Origin of the sequence: Methylomicrobium lacus (genome assembly GCF_041897535.1) — a bacterium.
Lineage (GTDB): Bacteria > Pseudomonadota > Gammaproteobacteria > Methylococcales > Methylomonadaceae > Methylomicrobium > Methylomicrobium lacus_A.
Genome location: NZ_CP169217.1, coordinates 1,966,997 through 1,982,430 on the forward strand (window position 1 = coordinate 1,966,997; position 15,434 = coordinate 1,982,430).

Annotated in this window: 17 protein-coding genes; 9 read left to right on the forward strand and 8 right to left on the reverse strand. The window is 50.8% G+C overall.

The genetic code is table 11. The annotated features are described in order from the left end of the window. Window positions 1-266: 266 nt before the first annotated feature. From ACEPPP_RS08600 to ACEPPP_RS08615, 4 genes are all read left to right on the forward strand, one after another. Complete coding sequence (locus ACEPPP_RS08600) at window positions 267-2,168, forward strand: LapD/MoxY N-terminal periplasmic domain-containing protein (RefSeq protein ID WP_374090648.1); 1,902 nt, start codon at window positions 267-269, stop codon at window positions 2,166-2,168. Window positions 2,169-2,197: 29 nt separating this feature from the next. Continuing rightward, window positions 2,198-2,863: a transglutaminase-like cysteine peptidase gene (locus tag ACEPPP_RS08605; protein WP_374090649.1), complete on the forward strand. Its 666-nt coding sequence runs from the start codon at window positions 2,198-2,200 to the stop codon at window positions 2,861-2,863. Window positions 2,864-2,867: 4 nt separating this feature from the next. Then, a complete protein-coding gene (locus ACEPPP_RS08610; RefSeq protein WP_374090650.1) occupies window positions 2,868-3,581 on the forward strand; it encodes a M48 family metallopeptidase in 714 nt (237 codons plus the stop codon). Window positions 3,582-3,744: 163 nt separating this feature from the next. Further along, on the forward strand, window positions 3,745-4,590 hold the full coding sequence (locus tag ACEPPP_RS08615) for a transglycosylase SLT domain-containing protein (protein ID WP_374090651.1): 846 nt from the start codon (window positions 3,745-3,747) through the stop codon (window positions 4,588-4,590). A 684-nt stretch (window positions 4,591-5,274) separates the two neighbouring features. Here the strand turns inward: ACEPPP_RS08615 and amoB are convergent. The 3 genes from amoB to amoC all read right to left on the reverse strand — a co-directional run bounded on the left by amoB (window position 5,275) and on the right by amoC (window position 8,254). After that, window positions 5,275-6,519: a bacterial ammonia monooxygenase, subunit AmoB gene (gene amoB / locus ACEPPP_RS08620; protein ID WP_374090652.1), complete on the reverse strand. Its 1,245-nt coding sequence runs from the start codon at window positions 6,517-6,519 to the stop codon at window positions 5,275-5,277. A 112-nt stretch (window positions 6,520-6,631) separates the two neighbouring features. Then, complete coding sequence (gene amoA, locus ACEPPP_RS08625) at window positions 6,632-7,375, reverse strand: bacterial ammonia monooxygenase, subunit AmoA (RefSeq protein ID WP_374090653.1); 744 nt, start codon at window positions 7,373-7,375, stop codon at window positions 6,632-6,634. A gap of 126 nt (window positions 7,376-7,501) precedes the next feature. After that, window positions 7,502-8,254, reverse strand: coding sequence for a bacterial ammonia monooxygenase, subunit AmoC (gene amoC / locus ACEPPP_RS08630; RefSeq protein WP_374090654.1), 753 nt, complete (start codon window positions 8,252-8,254; stop codon window positions 7,502-7,504). Window positions 8,255-8,531: 277 nt separating this feature from the next. Between amoC and ACEPPP_RS08635 the strand changes: the two genes are divergently transcribed. Then, window positions 8,532-8,981: a hypothetical protein gene (locus tag ACEPPP_RS08635; RefSeq protein WP_374090655.1), complete on the forward strand. Its 450-nt coding sequence runs from the start codon at window positions 8,532-8,534 to the stop codon at window positions 8,979-8,981. Between the two features lie 41 nt (window positions 8,982-9,022). On the opposite strand, the gene ACEPPP_RS08640 is transcribed toward ACEPPP_RS08635, so the two are convergent. Then, the gene (locus ACEPPP_RS08640; RefSeq protein WP_374090656.1) at window positions 9,023-9,625 is read right to left on the reverse strand and encodes a lysostaphin resistance A-like protein; all 603 of its coding nucleotides are present in this window, start codon (window positions 9,623-9,625) and stop codon (window positions 9,023-9,025) included. 104 nt (window positions 9,626-9,729) lie between these two features. On the opposite strand from ACEPPP_RS08640, the gene ACEPPP_RS08645 reads away from it, so the two are divergent. Beyond that, window positions 9,730-9,984 (forward strand): YcgL domain-containing protein, encoded by a 255-nt coding sequence (locus ACEPPP_RS08645; RefSeq protein WP_374090657.1) that lies wholly within the window; start codon window positions 9,730-9,732, stop codon window positions 9,982-9,984. An 11-nt stretch (window positions 9,985-9,995) separates the two neighbouring features. On the opposite strand, the gene dcd is transcribed toward ACEPPP_RS08645, so the two are convergent. The 4 genes from dcd to ACEPPP_RS08665 all read right to left on the reverse strand — a co-directional run bounded on the left by dcd (window position 9,996) and on the right by ACEPPP_RS08665 (window position 12,492). Continuing rightward, window positions 9,996-10,562, reverse strand: a complete 567-nt coding sequence (gene dcd / locus ACEPPP_RS08650; RefSeq protein ID WP_374090658.1) for a dCTP deaminase — start codon at window positions 10,560-10,562, stop codon at window positions 9,996-9,998. A 63-nt stretch (window positions 10,563-10,625) separates the two neighbouring features. After that, window positions 10,626-11,318, reverse strand: a complete 693-nt coding sequence (gene mtnC / locus ACEPPP_RS08655) for an acireductone synthase (protein ID WP_374090659.1) — start codon at window positions 11,316-11,318, stop codon at window positions 10,626-10,628. Further along, window positions 11,315-11,875: an acireductone dioxygenase gene (locus ACEPPP_RS08660; RefSeq protein WP_374090660.1), complete on the reverse strand. Its 561-nt coding sequence runs from the start codon at window positions 11,873-11,875 to the stop codon at window positions 11,315-11,317. The genes mtnC and ACEPPP_RS08660 overlap by 4 nt, the downstream gene beginning before the upstream one ends. Beyond that, on the reverse strand, window positions 11,872-12,492 hold the full coding sequence (locus tag ACEPPP_RS08665; protein WP_374090661.1) for a methylthioribulose 1-phosphate dehydratase: 621 nt from the start codon (window positions 12,490-12,492) through the stop codon (window positions 11,872-11,874). Before ACEPPP_RS08665 ends, ACEPPP_RS08660 begins: the two co-directional genes overlap by 4 nt. A gap of 166 nt (window positions 12,493-12,658) precedes the next feature. On the opposite strand from ACEPPP_RS08665, the gene ACEPPP_RS08670 reads away from it, so the two are divergent. Genes ACEPPP_RS08670 through ACEPPP_RS08680 form a run of 3 tightly spaced genes read left to right on the forward strand, consistent with a single transcriptional unit; the run spans window position 12,659 to window position 15,434 of the window. Next, window positions 12,659-13,795, forward strand: coding sequence for an efflux RND transporter periplasmic adaptor subunit (locus tag ACEPPP_RS08670; RefSeq protein WP_374090662.1), 1,137 nt, complete (start codon window positions 12,659-12,661; stop codon window positions 13,793-13,795). Further along, complete coding sequence (locus ACEPPP_RS08675) at window positions 13,792-14,526, forward strand: ABC transporter ATP-binding protein (RefSeq protein WP_374090664.1); 735 nt, start codon at window positions 13,792-13,794, stop codon at window positions 14,524-14,526. The genes ACEPPP_RS08670 and ACEPPP_RS08675 overlap by 4 nt, the downstream gene beginning before the upstream one ends. 59 nt (window positions 14,527-14,585) lie before the next feature. Continuing rightward, complete coding sequence (locus tag ACEPPP_RS08680; RefSeq protein ID WP_374090666.1) at window positions 14,586-15,434, forward strand: lysostaphin resistance A-like protein; 849 nt, start codon at window positions 14,586-14,588, stop codon at window positions 15,432-15,434.

The window sequence follows — 15,434 nt, forward strand, 5'->3', positions numbered from 1 at the left end:
AGCCTAAGCGCTTTTAAGCTCGAAGCCCCGGCTGAATGCAATTCGGCCGGGGCTTTTTTATTTCACTCTTGCGCTGAAAGGTCTATTGACTCTGTCAACAGAGCCTATAAACTTGGTAGGCAGCGCATCCCACCCGGCTTCAAGACATCAAATACAGCCCCAATCGTCCGGGCGAGGGTATTTGGACTACACTTACAATTCCGAAGTCCCTATGAACTCGCCGTCGGTTTATTCTCTGCATTGTTCATCCTCCAGCAGGTCACTTAATGACATTATCCAAGCAGCTATCGATACTGATTTCAGTGCTTTTCCTCGCGATATTCAGCGTCAATTATGTCATCAGCGTCAACAATATCAGAAGTTATCTTCAGATCGAATCACAGGTGCATGCCCAGGACACGGCCACTTCGCTGGGACTTTCGTTAAGCCCCTACATCCTGAAAGAGTCCGATCCGATCCTGAAAACAATGATCAGCGCGATCTATGACATGGGTTATTACAAGGAAATCAAACTGGATAATGCCGACGACAAGACGCTGGTCAAGTTGGCTAATGCCAAGGTTTTTGAAGAAGTGCCGAGCTGGTTCATCAAGCTGCTGCCGATGGAAACCGCGACGGCGGAAAGCGAAATCAACTCGGGCTGGACATTCGGCGGCACCCTCTATGTCACGGTCAACCCTGGCTACGCCTATCTGAAACTCTACCAGCAGGCGAAAAATGCGTTTTATTTCTCTCTGCTGGCATTTTCAGTATGGATCTGTGTGTTGTTTTTCGTCCTGCGCCTGACGCTCAGGCCGCTCGAAGATATCAACGACCTCGCCTTGGCGATCGCCGACGGCCACTTCGACAAGATTGCGCATTTGCCTTGGACCACCGAGGTTAAAAATGTCGCACATTCGATGAATATCATGTCACGCAAATTGAGCGGCGTGATGACGAATCTGAACGGCAAGCTCTCTGCTCTCGGCCAAAAGCTCCAGCTCGACGGGCTCACCGGACTCTATAATAAACACTCCTTCGACTCGGATTTAAAACAGCTTTATCTGGAGCCCACGGACGGCTATCTTTTTCTGCTTAAAATCGACTGTTTGGCCAGCCTGGTCAAAGAGCGCGGCAGCGAGGCAATCGATGATTTTTTACAAAATTGCGCCGCAGAACTGAAGCAGACCGCACAAAACTTTTCCAGCGAAGCGACTGCCTATCATTTTTATGGCGCTGAATTTGCCGTTCTCGCTCGCAACATTCAGCCGCCGCAAGCACGAAAACTGGCAAAATCCTTGAGCATGACCCTCTCCGAACTAGGACACGTCCATCACAAAGACGATATCGGCCATATTGGCGTGGTTGCAATCGACCCTATGGGTTCACCCGAAGATATGTTGCCCGCGGCGCACGAAGCTTACGAACAGGCCGTGATGATCGGCCCCAACAGCTATTACATCAGAACCGGAGATGATCGCGCCAAGGACATAGCGGAATGGAAATCTCTGGTCTTTGATGTGGTCGATCGAAATTCCTACACCATTCAATTCATCAGCCCAATTCAAAACTTGGCTGATCAACGCATTTTAATGGAGGAGGCATTTATCCAGGCCTTCGACAAACATGGCACGTCGCTGCCTGTCGGCTTATTTGTCTCGATAGCCGAAAAATACGAAAAAATTGTCGCATTGGATCGAGGTGTGATCGAAAAAGTGATTACTCATCTGGAAAGCTCTTCTTCCTCGCTGAATATCGCGGTCAACCTATCTAGCCGAACGATTAAAAACGGCGATTTTCGCGCATGGTTAACCCAGCAACTCAAGCAACATGCCGCGATCGCGCCGCAATTGATCATTAGCTTTTCCGCCTATGCGGTCGCTAAAGATTTCGACGCCTATCACGAATTTATTGTATTTCTCCGCACTTTTGGTGTTCGGGTCGCTCTGAAACGTTTCGACGGCCAATCGATGCCACTGGACAAACTGAAAACCCTAAGACCCGACTTTGTCCGTTTAAGCCGGGAATTGAGCAATCATTTGCACGGCGATTCGGAAAAAACCTCCTTTCTGCAAACCGTTAAAGAAATCGGCGACCTGCTGGACATTTCGATTCTTGCTGAAAACGTTCTTGCTGATGCCGATTTTGATATTGTCAAGCGTATAGGGCTCACCGGGGCGAGTCGTTGACGCCGCGAAGTACTCAAACAGTTTAATGTATGCCGCGCCCTCACCGCCCAATTTTTGCCCAAACCATCATCTTTTATATTTGCCTGATGATGGCCGGCAGTACTTTGGGCTGGATTGAGTTAACTGCCGAAATACTGACTCAGGCGAAGCATAAATACGGCGAGCAAGCGCAACGCCGGCTCATCCGCTGGCAAAATTTACTGACCTCCGCGAAAAACCTTCCTGAAAAGGACAAACTGAAACAGGTGAATGATTTTTTTAATCTCAATGCGCTTTTCATTGACGATATAATACATTGGAAGACAGAAGACTACTGGGCCACGCCATTGGAATTCCTGGCGACCGGTGCCGGCGATTGCGAGGACTTTGCGATCGCCAAATATTTTACCTTACAGGAACTTGGCGTAGACGAAAGCAAAATGCGCATTACTTATGTCAAATCACTCCGGCTCAATCAGCCCCATATGGTATTAACATTTTTTGCCTCACCCAAATCGGTTCCCGAAGTGCTCGACAATTTGACCCCCGAGATCAAGCCTGCCACGCAACGCTCCGACTTGTTGCCTGTTTACAGCTTTAACGGCACCGGTTTATGGACAGCCAAAGCGAGAACCGCCGGCAACCGTGTGGGCAGTTCAAACCGTTTGAGCTTGTGGACCGAACTCCAAGATAGAATGTTGAAAAATCCATTTTAACCCGATGGAACCGTTTTCATATCAGATCAAACGCACGCCGCGAGCATCCAAAGCACGCATTGTTGTGACTCTCGAAAAAATTGAAGTCATTGCACCGCTTCATATTTCCGAAGACAGGCTGCATCAGTTTGTCAAGGAGCAGTGGCACTGGATTACCGATGCGGTTCAAAAGCTTCAATCCCGTGCTGCGCAACATCGAAGCATTGCGCCCAAAGCTTATCATGACGGCGCCTCCATCCCTTACCAGGGAAAAACTTTCCCCTTGTCTGTGACAAAGACGCACTTAAAACGAATCAAAATCGAACATGCGTTGACGTTTACCGCGCATATCCCCCATTCACAATGGGACACAATCGGCAGCGATGAGATCCGGGCCGCGATAATCCGCTGGATGAAGATCAATGTGAAATTGACCGTGGAGCAACTGGTTTGCCAGCATGGCCCCAAGCATCAATTATTTCCCAAATCGATTGCGATCAAATCGCAAAAATCGCGCTGGGGCAGCTGCGGGATTCACAATGACATCGCAATCAACTGGCTTCTCGCCCTGGCCCCCCTGGAAATTTTGGAATATGTCGTGGTGCACGAACTTTGCCATATTAAGGAAAAAAATCATTCTAAACAGTTCTGGGCATTAGTCGCGCAGCATCTTCCGCATTACCGAAGCGTCAGGCTATGGCTGAAGCAGCATGGTCGCTCGCTCATGCTGGGCATTTAAATTTTCTGTATTTTCATCATATTATTTTATTCACTTATATTTCTGCCTTAGCTTCGCCATTACCTCTACCAATCAATTACTTAGTTAATTTACATAATAAAAGTGGACTTCTTCCACTCCTCTGTATATGATTGATTAAAACGGTCAGAATGAGGAACCTCATATGTCCAGATTAGTCTCTTTGATTTTTTTACTATCGCTTGGCTGTGCAACTGCTCAGGCTTACAGCGATCTTGATGAGATTCAACAAAAATTACTCACCAAGGCCAGTAAACTGGAGCGCGTCAACCCCTGGGAGGCCGCTGCGCTTTATTGTAAAAGCGCCAGAAACGGCTCGCTTGAGGCGCATTATCGGCTTGGGATGTTATTTGCGTTCGGTCAAGGCGTTCCCGAAGACAGAGAAATAGCCGCCTCCTTGTTTGCTGCCGCAGCGCAGCAAGGCCATCAGGAAGCCGGCAATATGCTGGATACCATCCTTTACAGCTCCGATAAACTGCCGAACTGCATCCTTTCCGACGTCTTGCCGCCTCGCGGCCATTACCGTGCGCGCTGGGCCAACGATGCTTCTTTGGATGCCGTGCTTGCCGCATTGTCAAAAGATCGTCACTGGTTGATCAACATGATCAGGCAGATTGCCTCCTGGCATCAGGTTGATCCTAAACTGGCTTTATCCATTATCAGCGTCGAATCCGCTTTCCAAGTACACGCCAAATCGAAAGCAAACGCGATGGGCTTAATGCAATTGATCCCGGCAACCGCGGCCCGGTTTAATGTACAGGATGCCTTTGATGCCAGCCAAAATGTAAAAGGCGGCGTGCGTTACTTACGCTGGCTTTTGGATCGTTATCATGGCGATATCGAATTGGTTGCCGCGGCTTACAATGCCGGCGAAGGCGCCGTAGACAAATACAAAGGCATACCGCCCTACCAAGAAACTCAAGATTATGTCACTAAAGTGGTCCGCCGCTATCAATCCCACAAACACAATTTTCATCCCGAAAAGTCTTAAGATGATTTAGGCGTTAGCGGGTCATTTGAGCTGCTTTTTTGGCCAGCATTGCTCCTCATTGTTTCTCATTGCTCACGCAGCGCCTATCTCGCTTTGAGCGATCCGATCTAATTATCTCGCCCTCCAAAGACGGATTCTCATTCCCGCTTCAAAACGCCCCCTGATTCTTCGCTGCGCCGTGATTCCTGCCGGTGATGGCCATGGCGCCAATCTCCGCACACTTGTAGTATATTTTCCATCAGAACAGATCATCTTGTCTCTTCTGGGCAATCACACTCTTCTTTGCAGTTTATATCGTCTTTTGGGATGCCTCTAGACATCTACACGACTCCAGATTTGTACGATCGTCTACCTCCAAGTCAATTTCCCCGGACATAACCCTGCTCGCAAAACTCCTGCATCGCCCCTGGGCTCCCGGCATTTTAGGGCATCTACGTCTGGCCGATTTTCCAGTCGTTGAATGTGTTGAGCCCGTTATTCTGTTGGGGTCAGCCTTGCGCTTGATCAGATAATGCCAAACAACTCGGTCGACGTGGCTTTTTGTCCTAGGCGGGTACTGTTAGGCGTCATGGCTTTATCGAGGGCCCCACCGAAATTTTCCCATAAAAAAACCCCCGTTATTCAATGAATAACGGGGGTTTAAATGGTTAACTTCTTATTATTGTTATTAGATCAGCAATCTTCTTAGATGAAGGTTGGGATCAGAGGACCGTCGATTTGAACCAGTTGTTTGTTTCCATTTTCGTCGTGGAAGAACAACAAGCCAGCGAAACGGCTGTCTGGGTCATAGATCAAGTCAGCCAGACGGTAAACTTCCCAAGCTGCATCAGATGCAGTAACTTGAACAGTTCTGGTTTGACCTGGAGCCAGTGGGCTGTTATCGCTAACAGTCAGACCTTCTGGAGCCAACAAGTCATCTGGGTAACCGGTGGTGTCTTCAGTTACGTTAGCATCCAAGAAACGAACGCCAGCGGTGTTGAATTCACCCAAACGGACAGCAGAGTCGCCATTGTTGGTGATGGTCAGAGTCATGTTCATTGAACGACCTGGTACACGGTAGGTAGCGTCGTCAATCTTAACGCTAACAGTTGGTGTTGGCAGTTCAATTGGCTTCATACCACGCAACAAACCTGCTTGCAGAGGAGTGGTGATTGGGTATTCAGCATTAGTTGTGCTCATAGTGAACGCAACGATACCGATAGTAGCCGCACCGAAAGCCAAAGCAACTTTCTTGTCAGTACCAGTGATCAGAGTGTCAGCTTTGCCAGCGTCAACAGCGATCAAACGTGGAACGAACATTGGTTTGCGCATCCAGTAAACCATCCACGCTACACCGATAGCATACCAGAAAGCATGCCAGAAGTAAGTGTTGCTCAGGTTGTAGGTTTCCAGATCAATGGTTTGACCAGTCAGAGTAGTGATTGGGTTGGTGAATTGGCTCATAGAACCTTCAACAGTTACCCATTTACCAGGACCGATGATTGGACCGCCGCCTTCAACGTTCATCATGGTGTGAACGTGCCAGTCACCTGGACGACGTGCTTTCAACAGAACTTTAAACTCATAGGTTTCGCCCAGTTCCAAAGAAACCGAACGTGGAACCAATTGACCACCGATCCAAGAACCAGCACGGATAAATACTGGACCTGGGATACCGATGTTCAAGAACGCGCTTTCTGGCTTGTCAACGGTTTCTGGCCATCCTGAGAAAACCAGGAATTTTCCAGAAATTGTCATCGTGTCGTTAACTTTAACAACTTCTTTTGACCAGTTCAGATCGTACCAGTGAATAGTACGCATACGCATGAAAGCCGCTTGAGACTTTTCACCGTGTGCGGATGCAGCTGGTGTGTAGAACATCGCTGCTGCAACTGTCAGCAACAGTGCGACAAAGGACAATTTTGCTACCTTGTCTTTAATTAATTTCATATATCCTCCTCTAATAATAGAGAATCTATTTATTCTTGAGTATCCAGTCGATAAATGTTTCATTTATCTACTAGCCATTTATTTATTGTGTTACTAAGCAGCAATCAAAAGATTAGGTGCTTTGAGTAAATGCGGTGCTACCGAACCATTTACCGAAGAAGTGCCACAAGAAGTAGATGATGATACTCACGAAGCCAGAGAAGAACGCTGATACTGGAGCAACGTCTTTACCGAAAGTTCTCAAAGTACCTTTTTCAACCATCCGGATGTATTCTGGAGTACCAGTTCTTACGTAGTGGTAACCTTGCAAGTCAGCCAGGGTCATTACCATGCCGTTGTATTCAACTGGCACGTGCAATGGAGCGATGACTGGCCAGTTGCCAGGGTAGAACAACAAACCGTAAGCCAAGCCACCAACAACTGCAGTCAACTGCATGCTGTTGCCCAACATCAGGATTACGTCCAGAACGATTGCGCCTGGAACGAATTGTGATGGGAATACGAAGTTAACTGGGAAGTAAGTCCATCCCCAGAAGTTGAAATATCTGTTAACCCATTCGCCGAACAGCAGGCCCAAAACAGCCAGAACTGCGCCGAATGGCAGACGATAGCGATACCACAGAACAGATTGAACAGCAGCTGGGAAAGTAATACCAACGATTGGCAATACGGTTACCCACAGACGACGGTCTTTCCAGTCAGTCCAGAAATCCCAGTCACCACCAGTCAACATGAAGTGAACGTGGTAGCCACCAAGAATAATGAAGAACAAAGTGAAACAAATTAGCCAATCGAACGTGCGTGAAACTTTGACAGCTTCGGCACGTGAACGTACAGCTGATTGAGATGCGCTCATTAGCTTACCTCCTAAAGGATTTAAAATTATTTTTATTTACTATCTTTATCTACGCTGCTTCGTCCATTCGGAATGAAATGAACGAAACAGCTAGGAGATAGTTATTTACAGGCTATGGCTACAGAATTAAGCCAAGTCTTTTTTCAGCAATTTTGCAATTGCTTGAACTTCGATGTTCAGAACACCCAGTGCGCCCAAAGCTGCCCATCCGAAGAATACGAAGCCATAGTGCAGAGGAGCAACGAACAACTCTTCCATAAACCAGAAGGTGTGACCCCATTCGTTCAGACCAACGTTTGGCAGAATCATGAATGGACCAACAACAGACACCATATACTGCAAAGACAAACCTTGTTGGTAAGTAGGCAGTCTGGTTTTTGCATACAACAAAGATGCGCCACCAGTGATGATGTAGATTGGGTAGCTCAAATAGAATTCGATGATGTGACTTGGAGTGAAGTCGGTATCACGAACGATAGTTTGATGCCAAGTACCGTCTTGTTCGGTGAAGTAGCTAGCGCCGAAGTAAATTGCAGTCGCGTAGCAGCACAGCCAGATCCAGTGAGTGAAGTGTCTTCTCAGTTCTTCTCTTGGAGTGATTGACATCACTTTACGGTCACGAGATTTCCAGATGTAGCCCCACAGGATACCTGCAGTTGATACTTCCAAAACGAACTCGATATACAGGAAGTTCATCCAGTATGTTTCGAATTCTGGTGCGAAAGAGTCAAGACCAGCGGACCAGCCGAAAACGCCTTCATACCAACGAACCCAAGCATAGAATACCAAGTAAATGGAAATGCCCAGGAACAGATTTCTTTTATTTAACAGCGGTGCTTCCGCAGCATCAGCTTTCACTGATTCAGTTGTAGCTGCCATTTCTACCTCCTAAAAATTTAACAATCCCCAGCGGTTAAGCCGGGAGTTTTTTTGTTTAACTCCTTTTCCTGATTCTCTGGTTTTTGACCAGGAATCCCACCTTGTCCAGTTTGGTGAGCGCTCAGTTTACCAGCTCAAGTAACCTTGTCAAGTCAAAAAACATTTACGAAAAAAAAATCCGCGCGCCCATGCGCCACCTCTTTTTTTCCCATGCATTTAATGCGTTGATTTCTGATACAATTGCTCGGATTTGAACGCAACCATCGGCACTTTTTCCATGAAAAATTTTATAAGAAAACATCCGTTTATCGTACTCGTCCTCGGCCTGGGCGTGTTGATTGCCCTGCAAAGAACAGTCATCATGCCCCTCGTCACCGAGGTGATCAAATCCGATGCATTTTTGGTCGACAGCAAAGACCAAGGCAGCCAGCTTCCCATTTCAACGGAATTGACGGCGATCGCATTCAACCATTGCAACAACTACATCAAATCCGAGCTCGACTCCGACACTTCGGTCACCTTTGCGGACAAGCCGATCAAAGCCTGGAGCTTGGGCAACTATCAGTTTTTGATTAACGGCGACATTCAGATCGCCGACGAATCCGGCAAGATGACCACGCAAAAATATGTCTGCCGCATCACTTATGACAAGGGGGACGATCAGGAAGGGGTTCTCGACTTTGACAACTGGACGATGGTCGGCCTTTCCGGCATCGAAGGGCTTTAACCCCCTCACTCAGGCGTGTTCTGATCCCCATCCCTTGATCTTTACACGCCTGCCCCGTCCCGCTCCCTTTTGTAAGCCCGCACCAGAGCCGCAAACGCCCAAAAATCGTAAAGGGCGTGGATCAGTACCGGCGTTAATAGATTCCGCGTACCGCCATAATCCATGGCCCCGCTCAAATATAAGCCGATCAAAAACGCCAGCAGGGTGTACAGCGGCGTGACCGCATGCGCCAAGCCGAAGAGGATATTGCAGCCGAGCAAAGCCGCCCGCATACCCCAGGCCGCTTCGAGCCAGGGCTGAACCACCCCCCGAAACAGAATTTCTTCGGATAAGCCGGCAATCGCCGCCAGCATGAACAGATCAGCCCAGTGCCGTCGATACAGGCTGGGCCCCAAAGTTTCCAGCAACAGCCGTCTGACTTTTTGGAACGAATCTTCCTGCCGCCGCTCCGCCCAGTGAAAAAACAGCACCATCGGCAGCGTACCCAGGATGCCGTACAGCAGCGCCGCTTCCGAATAAAACAGCTTGGCGAACGGATCGATGCCGGCCATCCAACCGAGCACGATCGCGACGAGGATCAGTGACGCCTCGAAACAACAGGCTTTGATAAAAAAATCGCGGGCTTGGAGCGGGGGTTGATTCATTGACTCAGGCGATGAATAATGTCGCAGCCATTTTTTTATCATTGACTGCAAACTCGAACGACCAAGCCTCGAACTTTTCGACGCCCTAGCCGGATACTTTAACCATGCAATGTTTTATTTATAAGAGCCTGAAAAAACAAGACGTTTATTTATATCTGAAGGATCAGGACGATTTTACCTGCCTGCCGGAAGCGCTGCAGGACTCCCTCGGCAGGATGGAATTTGTTTTTAGCCTTGAAATCACGCCGGAGCGAAAACTCGCCAATGCCGATCCGGTGTCGGTGCTGAACAGCCTGAGCAAGCAGGGCTTTTTCCTGCAACTGCCGCCGGTGCTGTCCGCCCCCGCCACCTTGCAGTAACCCCGTAATCTTCAGGCGCGCGGCAAAGTCACGCCGACCTGACCCTGGTATTTGCCGCCGCGATCTTTGTAGGAGGTTTCGCACACTTCATCGCTGCCGAAAAACAGCATCTGCGCGACACCTTCATTCGCATAGATTTTCGCCGGCAGGGTCGTCGTGTTCGAAAACTCCAGCGTCACATGCCCTTCCCATTCGGGTTCCAGCGGCGTCACGTTCACGATGATGCCGCAGCGCGCATAGGTCGATTTGCCCAGACACACGGTCAGCACGTCGCGCGGAATACGGAAATACTCGACCGTCCGCGCCAAGGCAAACGAGTTCGGCGGAATGATGCAGACATCGGATTTGACATCGACGAAGCTGCTCGAATCGAAATCCTTCGGATCGACGATCGCGGAATTGATATTGGTGAAAATCTTGAATTCATCCGAACAGCGCACATCGTAGCCATAGCTCGATGTCCCGAACGAAATCACCCTGCCCTTTTCGGAGTCCCTGACCTGGCCGCATTCAAACGGCGAGATCATGCCGTATTCGGTCGCCATCCGGCGTATCCATTTGTCCGATTTAATGCTCATCGCAGCTTTAATACCTTAAAAAATCAACAAAAAGAGCATTGTAACAAACAACGTGGGGGAGACTTAGAGATCGTTTGAAAAAACAATTTCGATCTGGTCGAAATCCTGCACCTGCTCGTGCTCCGCCTCGGGATCGGGCTTGCCTTCGCGGACCAGCCAAATCGTATTGAACCCGGCCTCTTTCGCCGCATCCAGTTCTTCCTTGATGTCGGACAGAAACAGCAGATTTTCGGGAGGAATCCTAAGCTCCTCCGCGATATGGCGATACGAATCGACCTCCCGCTTGCCGCCGATCCGGGTATCGAAATAGCCCGAAAACCACGGCGTCAAATCGCCGTACTCGGTATGCGAAAACAACAGCTTTTGCGCATGCACCGAGCCGGACGAATAGATATACAGATGCAGACCGCAGGCATGCCAGGCTTTCAGGTTTCTTTCGGCGTCTTCATAGACATGGCCGGTAAACGCGCCTTGCCGGTAGCCCTCGTCCCAGATCAGGCCTTGCAGCGCCTTCAACGGCGTGACTTTTTTGTCCTGATCGATCCATTCGAGCAATTGCGCCAGCGTTTGCGCGGCGTCGAGCGGTCGCCCGACTTCTGCGGAAACATCGGCCAGCAAGCGCCGGACCTCGGGATCGTCCGCATGGCTTTGCACAAATTCGGCGATATGCGCGCGCGCATACGGAAACAGCACGTCCTTTACGAAAGACAAGGACGAGGTGGTGCCTTCAATATCGGTAACGATCGCCCTGATCATGACAAGGCGGCGACATATTGGTCGTAAGTCGGAAACGACTTGGCAATGTCGCTGCCGGTAAACGAGGCGACCCAGCCTTCCGCCGTCGTGAACAGCCGAATGCACTTGAAACACGGGTTTTCGCCCATGTCGAACCAATGCGTGGTATTGGCCGGCACGCTGATCAGATCGCCTTTTTCGCAAAGCACTGCATAGACCTTGCCGCCGACGTGCAGATAAAACAGCCCCTTGCCGTCGACGAAGAACCTGACTTCGAAATCCCTATGCGTATGTTCGGCCAGGAATTTCTCCCTAAACGCCGCTTTCTGCGGATGATCCGGCTGCAAACTGACCACATCGACCGATTGAAAGCCGTACTGCCGCATCAGGCGATCGACCGAATCGCGATAGGCGGCGACTACCGCATCCTGATCGGCATCAAGGGCCACCTCGCCATCGGCGGTCCAACGCTCAAACTGTACACCGATGCCGCTCAGCTGCGCTTCGATCTCGGCAAATTCGGTAAATAACTCGCCCGCTTGAGGCTGGTTATCGGGATAAACGGTTAACGCGCTCATACTTTCTTCACTCCATGCAAGCGTAATTCACAATCAAATAGGTAATCGAGAGCATCGATATGACGCAAGGTTTCGTCAACCGTCGTGCCCCAGGTATAAAACCCATGCCCTGCAATCACGTAGGCATAACAGCCGTCATGCCGATCCAGGTAGCGCTCGACTTCGGCGGCAAGACGAGGAATGTCCTGATCATTCGCAAAGATCGGCACGACAATACGGCTTTCATGCGTGGTGATGCCGTTGAATGCCTTCAGTAGTTCATAATCCTCGAGCACGATTTCAGTCTTGAAGATGCGCGACACCAACACCGCATTGATCGCATGCGGATGCAGCACGCAGCCGACGTTCGGAAACCTTTTATATAGAGAGGTATGCAGCAGCGTCTCCGCCGACGGCTTTTTGCCGTCCAATGAATTCGCCTCCGCATCGATCAGCATGATGTCCTCGATTTGCAGCCGGCCTTTGTGCTTTCCGGAGACGGTGATCGCAATCGTGCCGTCCGGCAAGCGCACCGAAAAATTGCCGCTGGTCGCCGGCACCCTTTCCTTGCTGTCGATAATGCGCCCTGCCGCGCAAAGATCGGCGGCGGCGTTCAAAAATGCTTCGCTATATTTCATGAGTCCCTGATAAAAAAATGCCCATCGGCCTGTCTTGCAAGATTATAAGTTGAGATCGTTAAAGAATGTAGCTTAATGGCTTAAAATAATAGCGGACATTTCGCCGCCCGGCCCGATCAGGATGATAGCCCGCCGACTCCCGTTTATTATCAAACTAAAAGCCTCCATGCGCAAAAAAACACTGATCGTTTTCGGAAGCCTCGCGGCCGCCGCCGCACTTGCCGTCTACTACCAACGCCCGAAGCCAGTGGAAGTCGAAATCGTCAGCCTCGAAGCCGGCGAAGTCCGCGCGACCGTATCCAATACCCGCGTCGGCACCGTCAAAGCCTGCCGCCGCGCCTATCTCGCGCCCGCCGCCGGCGGCCAGGTCGCCAAGCTGAACGTGAAGGAAGGCGACAAGGTCAAACAGGACCAGCTCTTGATGGAAGTCTGGAATCAGGACCTGAAAGCCCAGATCGCCTTGCAGGAAGCCCAGATACGCGCCAACCAGGCCACCGCCGAGCAGGCCTGTCAACTGAAAGCCGGCGCAGTGCGCGAAGCCGAACGCATATCCCGGCTGCAAAATTACAACCAGATCGTCTCCGAGGAACAGGTCGACACCAAAGTCACCAATGCGAAGGCGCAGAGCGCGTCCTGCCGCTCTGCCAGGGAAGAGATCGAAGTCAGCCAGGCCAGACGCGACGCCGCCCAGGCCGCGATCGAACGCACCCTGGTGCAGGCGCCGTTCGACGGCACCGTCGCCGAAATCAATGTCGAACTCGGCGAGTACGTGACCCCGTCCCCGCCCGGCATCCCGACCCTGCCCGCGATCGATCTGCTCGACCTGAGCTGCCTGTACGTGTCCGCGCCGATCGATGAGGTCGATGCGCCGCAAATCAAAACCGGCATGACCGCCTGCGTGTCGCTGGACGCTTTTGAAGGCAAGCGCTGCTCCGGCACCGTCTCGCGCATCGCGCCCTACGTGCTCGAAAAGGAGAAACAGGCGCGCACGGTCGAAGTCGAAGTCAAACTGACCGACCCGAAAGACCTGACCGAATTATTGCCCGGCTACAGCGCCGACATCGAAGTATTGCTGGCCGACAAGCCGAAAGCGCTGCGCGTGCCCGCCGAAGCGGTGATCGAAAATCATAAGGTCCTGCTGTTGAATGACGACGGCCTGCTGGTCGAACGCCGCTTCAAGCCCGGCCTCGCGAACTGGAATTATGTCGAAGTGCTGGAAGGCTTGCAGTCCGGCGACCGCGTCGTGCTGTCGATCGGCCAGGACGGCGTCGTCGCGGGCGCCCATGCGCGCGTCAAGCCATGATTGAACTCGAAAACATCCGTCGCACCTTTCAGGTCGGCGAACAGACGGTCAAGGCGCTGAACGACATCAGCCTAACGATCACGAAAGGCGAATACGTCTCGGTGATGGGGCCGTCAGGCTCCGGCAAATCGACCTTATTGAATGTGATCGCGCTGCTCGACCAACCCACTTCCGGGCGTTATCTCTTGAACGGCCGCCCGGTCACCCAGCTCAGCGACGACGAACTCGCCAAGGTCCGCCGCGAAAACATCGGCTTCGTATTTCAGTTTTTTCATTTGATTCCGCGCCTGACCGCCGCCGAAAACATCGAAATGCCGATGATACTGGCCGGAATCAACGCGCGTGAACGCAAACAGCGCGTCGCCAAGGCCCTGGCCGAAGTCGGCCTCGAAGACCGCGCCGAACACAAGCCGGACCAGCTGTCCGGCGGCCAACTGCAACGCGTCGCGATCGCCCGCGCGATGATCATGAAACCCGAAATCCTGCTCGCGGACGAGCCGACCGGCAACCTGGACAGCCAGTCCGGCAAGGAAATCATCGAGCTTCTGGAAAGCCTGAATCGACAAGGCGTCACCTTGATCATCATCACCCACGACTCGGCCATCGGCGGCCGGGCGCGGCGCAAGATCCGCATCGTCGACGGCAAGGTCCTGCTAGCCGCCGGCTCGGATCGAGATCAGCCGGCAGCGCCTGCCAACGCGCCATCCCCAATTCAACCGACCGCAGACTAATACCGACCGAAAAGGTTGGAAATTAAGCAAAACTGCGCTAAATTAGCGCCGCTCAACTCTTGCCCGAGCGACTTCGCAATCGCTCGGCTTCATCTTACCCAGAGGCAGTTTCGTATTTAATAAATTTTTTCGGGCGAATTCGCAGCGAATATTCTGATGCTCAAGGAATAACAATGAGAAAAATGATTGCATTGGCTTCTTTATCCGAAATTCTCTACTTAACCCTGTCTTTTATTATTGCGCAAGTTTATGGCCAATGGTCCATTACCGGCGAGTTAATCAGAACCAGCCTAAGAATCATTTCACTGTTTTTCTTCGGCTATATTTATCAAAATCATTTTTACTCTGCCAATCAATCCGTTAAGCCTAAGGGAGCTTTCACCGCCCCATTCATTGCCGCCATTCAATTATTGCTGTTATTCGCCGCCTCTTACACCAGCGCAGAAAATGAAACCCTGCTATGGCAGGCCGTATTTGTGATTTCGGGCATTGCCGCCGGCCTCAGGGAGGAGCTATTTTACCGCGGCATCCTGCAGAAGACGCTGCAAACGAAATACGATTACAAAATCGCCTTATTCGCCGCCACATTGATCTTCACGCTTTCACATATCCAGTACATCGCCCGAGGACAATTCGGAGAGCTGATGCTGATTGCGTTTGCCGGCATCATATTCGGCAGCATATTCATTCATACCGGCAGCGTGGCGATTTCCGCGCTGGTCCATAGTTCCTATGACGCGATATTATCGGTCAATATGCTGCCATTTAGACTGAGTTATAACGCCTCGATGCCGATATTGTTTTTGATCATGCTGTTATTCTTGCTGATCACCAGCAAGAAACTGCTTTCCTCCAAACAAGCCGACACATCCTACGGTGGAGATGAAGACCAATTCAGTATGTCCTAG

What these genes read in the sequence shown, in the direction of transcription:
- ACEPPP_RS08600 (WP_374090648.1), top strand. Translation starts at nt 267, where the DNA reads ATGACATTATCCAAGCAGCTATCGATACTGATTTCAGTGCTTTTCCTC.
- ACEPPP_RS08605 (WP_374090649.1), top strand. Translation starts at nt 2,198, where the DNA reads ATGCCGCGCCCTCACCGCCCAATTTTTGCCCAAACCATCATCTTTTAT.
- ACEPPP_RS08610 (WP_374090650.1), top strand. Translation starts at nt 2,868, where the DNA reads ATGGAACCGTTTTCATATCAGATCAAACGCACGCCGCGAGCATCCAAA.
- ACEPPP_RS08615 (WP_374090651.1), top strand. Translation starts at nt 3,745, where the DNA reads ATGTCCAGATTAGTCTCTTTGATTTTTTTACTATCGCTTGGCTGTGCA.
- amoB (WP_374090652.1), bottom strand. Translation starts at nt 6,519, where the DNA reads ATGAAATTAATTAAAGACAAGGTAGCAAAATTGTCCTTTGTCGCACTG.
- amoA (WP_374090653.1), bottom strand. Translation starts at nt 7,375, where the DNA reads ATGAGCGCATCTCAATCAGCTGTACGTTCACGTGCCGAAGCTGTCAAA.
- amoC (WP_374090654.1), bottom strand. Translation starts at nt 8,254, where the DNA reads ATGGCAGCTACAACTGAATCAGTGAAAGCTGATGCTGCGGAAGCACCG.
- ACEPPP_RS08635 (WP_374090655.1), top strand. Translation starts at nt 8,532, where the DNA reads ATGAAAAATTTTATAAGAAAACATCCGTTTATCGTACTCGTCCTCGGC.
- ACEPPP_RS08640 (WP_374090656.1), bottom strand. Translation starts at nt 9,625, where the DNA reads ATGAATCAACCCCCGCTCCAAGCCCGCGATTTTTTTATCAAAGCCTGT.
- ACEPPP_RS08645 (WP_374090657.1), top strand. Translation starts at nt 9,730, where the DNA reads ATGCAATGTTTTATTTATAAGAGCCTGAAAAAACAAGACGTTTATTTA.
- dcd (WP_374090658.1), bottom strand. Translation starts at nt 10,562, where the DNA reads ATGAGCATTAAATCGGACAAATGGATACGCCGGATGGCGACCGAATAC.
- mtnC (WP_374090659.1), bottom strand. Translation starts at nt 11,318, where the DNA reads ATGATCAGGGCGATCGTTACCGATATTGAAGGCACCACCTCGTCCTTG.
- ACEPPP_RS08660 (WP_374090660.1), bottom strand. Translation starts at nt 11,875, where the DNA reads ATGAGCGCGTTAACCGTTTATCCCGATAACCAGCCTCAAGCGGGCGAG.
- ACEPPP_RS08665 (WP_374090661.1), bottom strand. Translation starts at nt 12,492, where the DNA reads ATGAAATATAGCGAAGCATTTTTGAACGCCGCCGCCGATCTTTGCGCG.
- ACEPPP_RS08670 (WP_374090662.1), top strand. Translation starts at nt 12,659, where the DNA reads ATGCGCAAAAAAACACTGATCGTTTTCGGAAGCCTCGCGGCCGCCGCC.
- ACEPPP_RS08675 (WP_374090664.1), top strand. Translation starts at nt 13,792, where the DNA reads ATGATTGAACTCGAAAACATCCGTCGCACCTTTCAGGTCGGCGAACAG.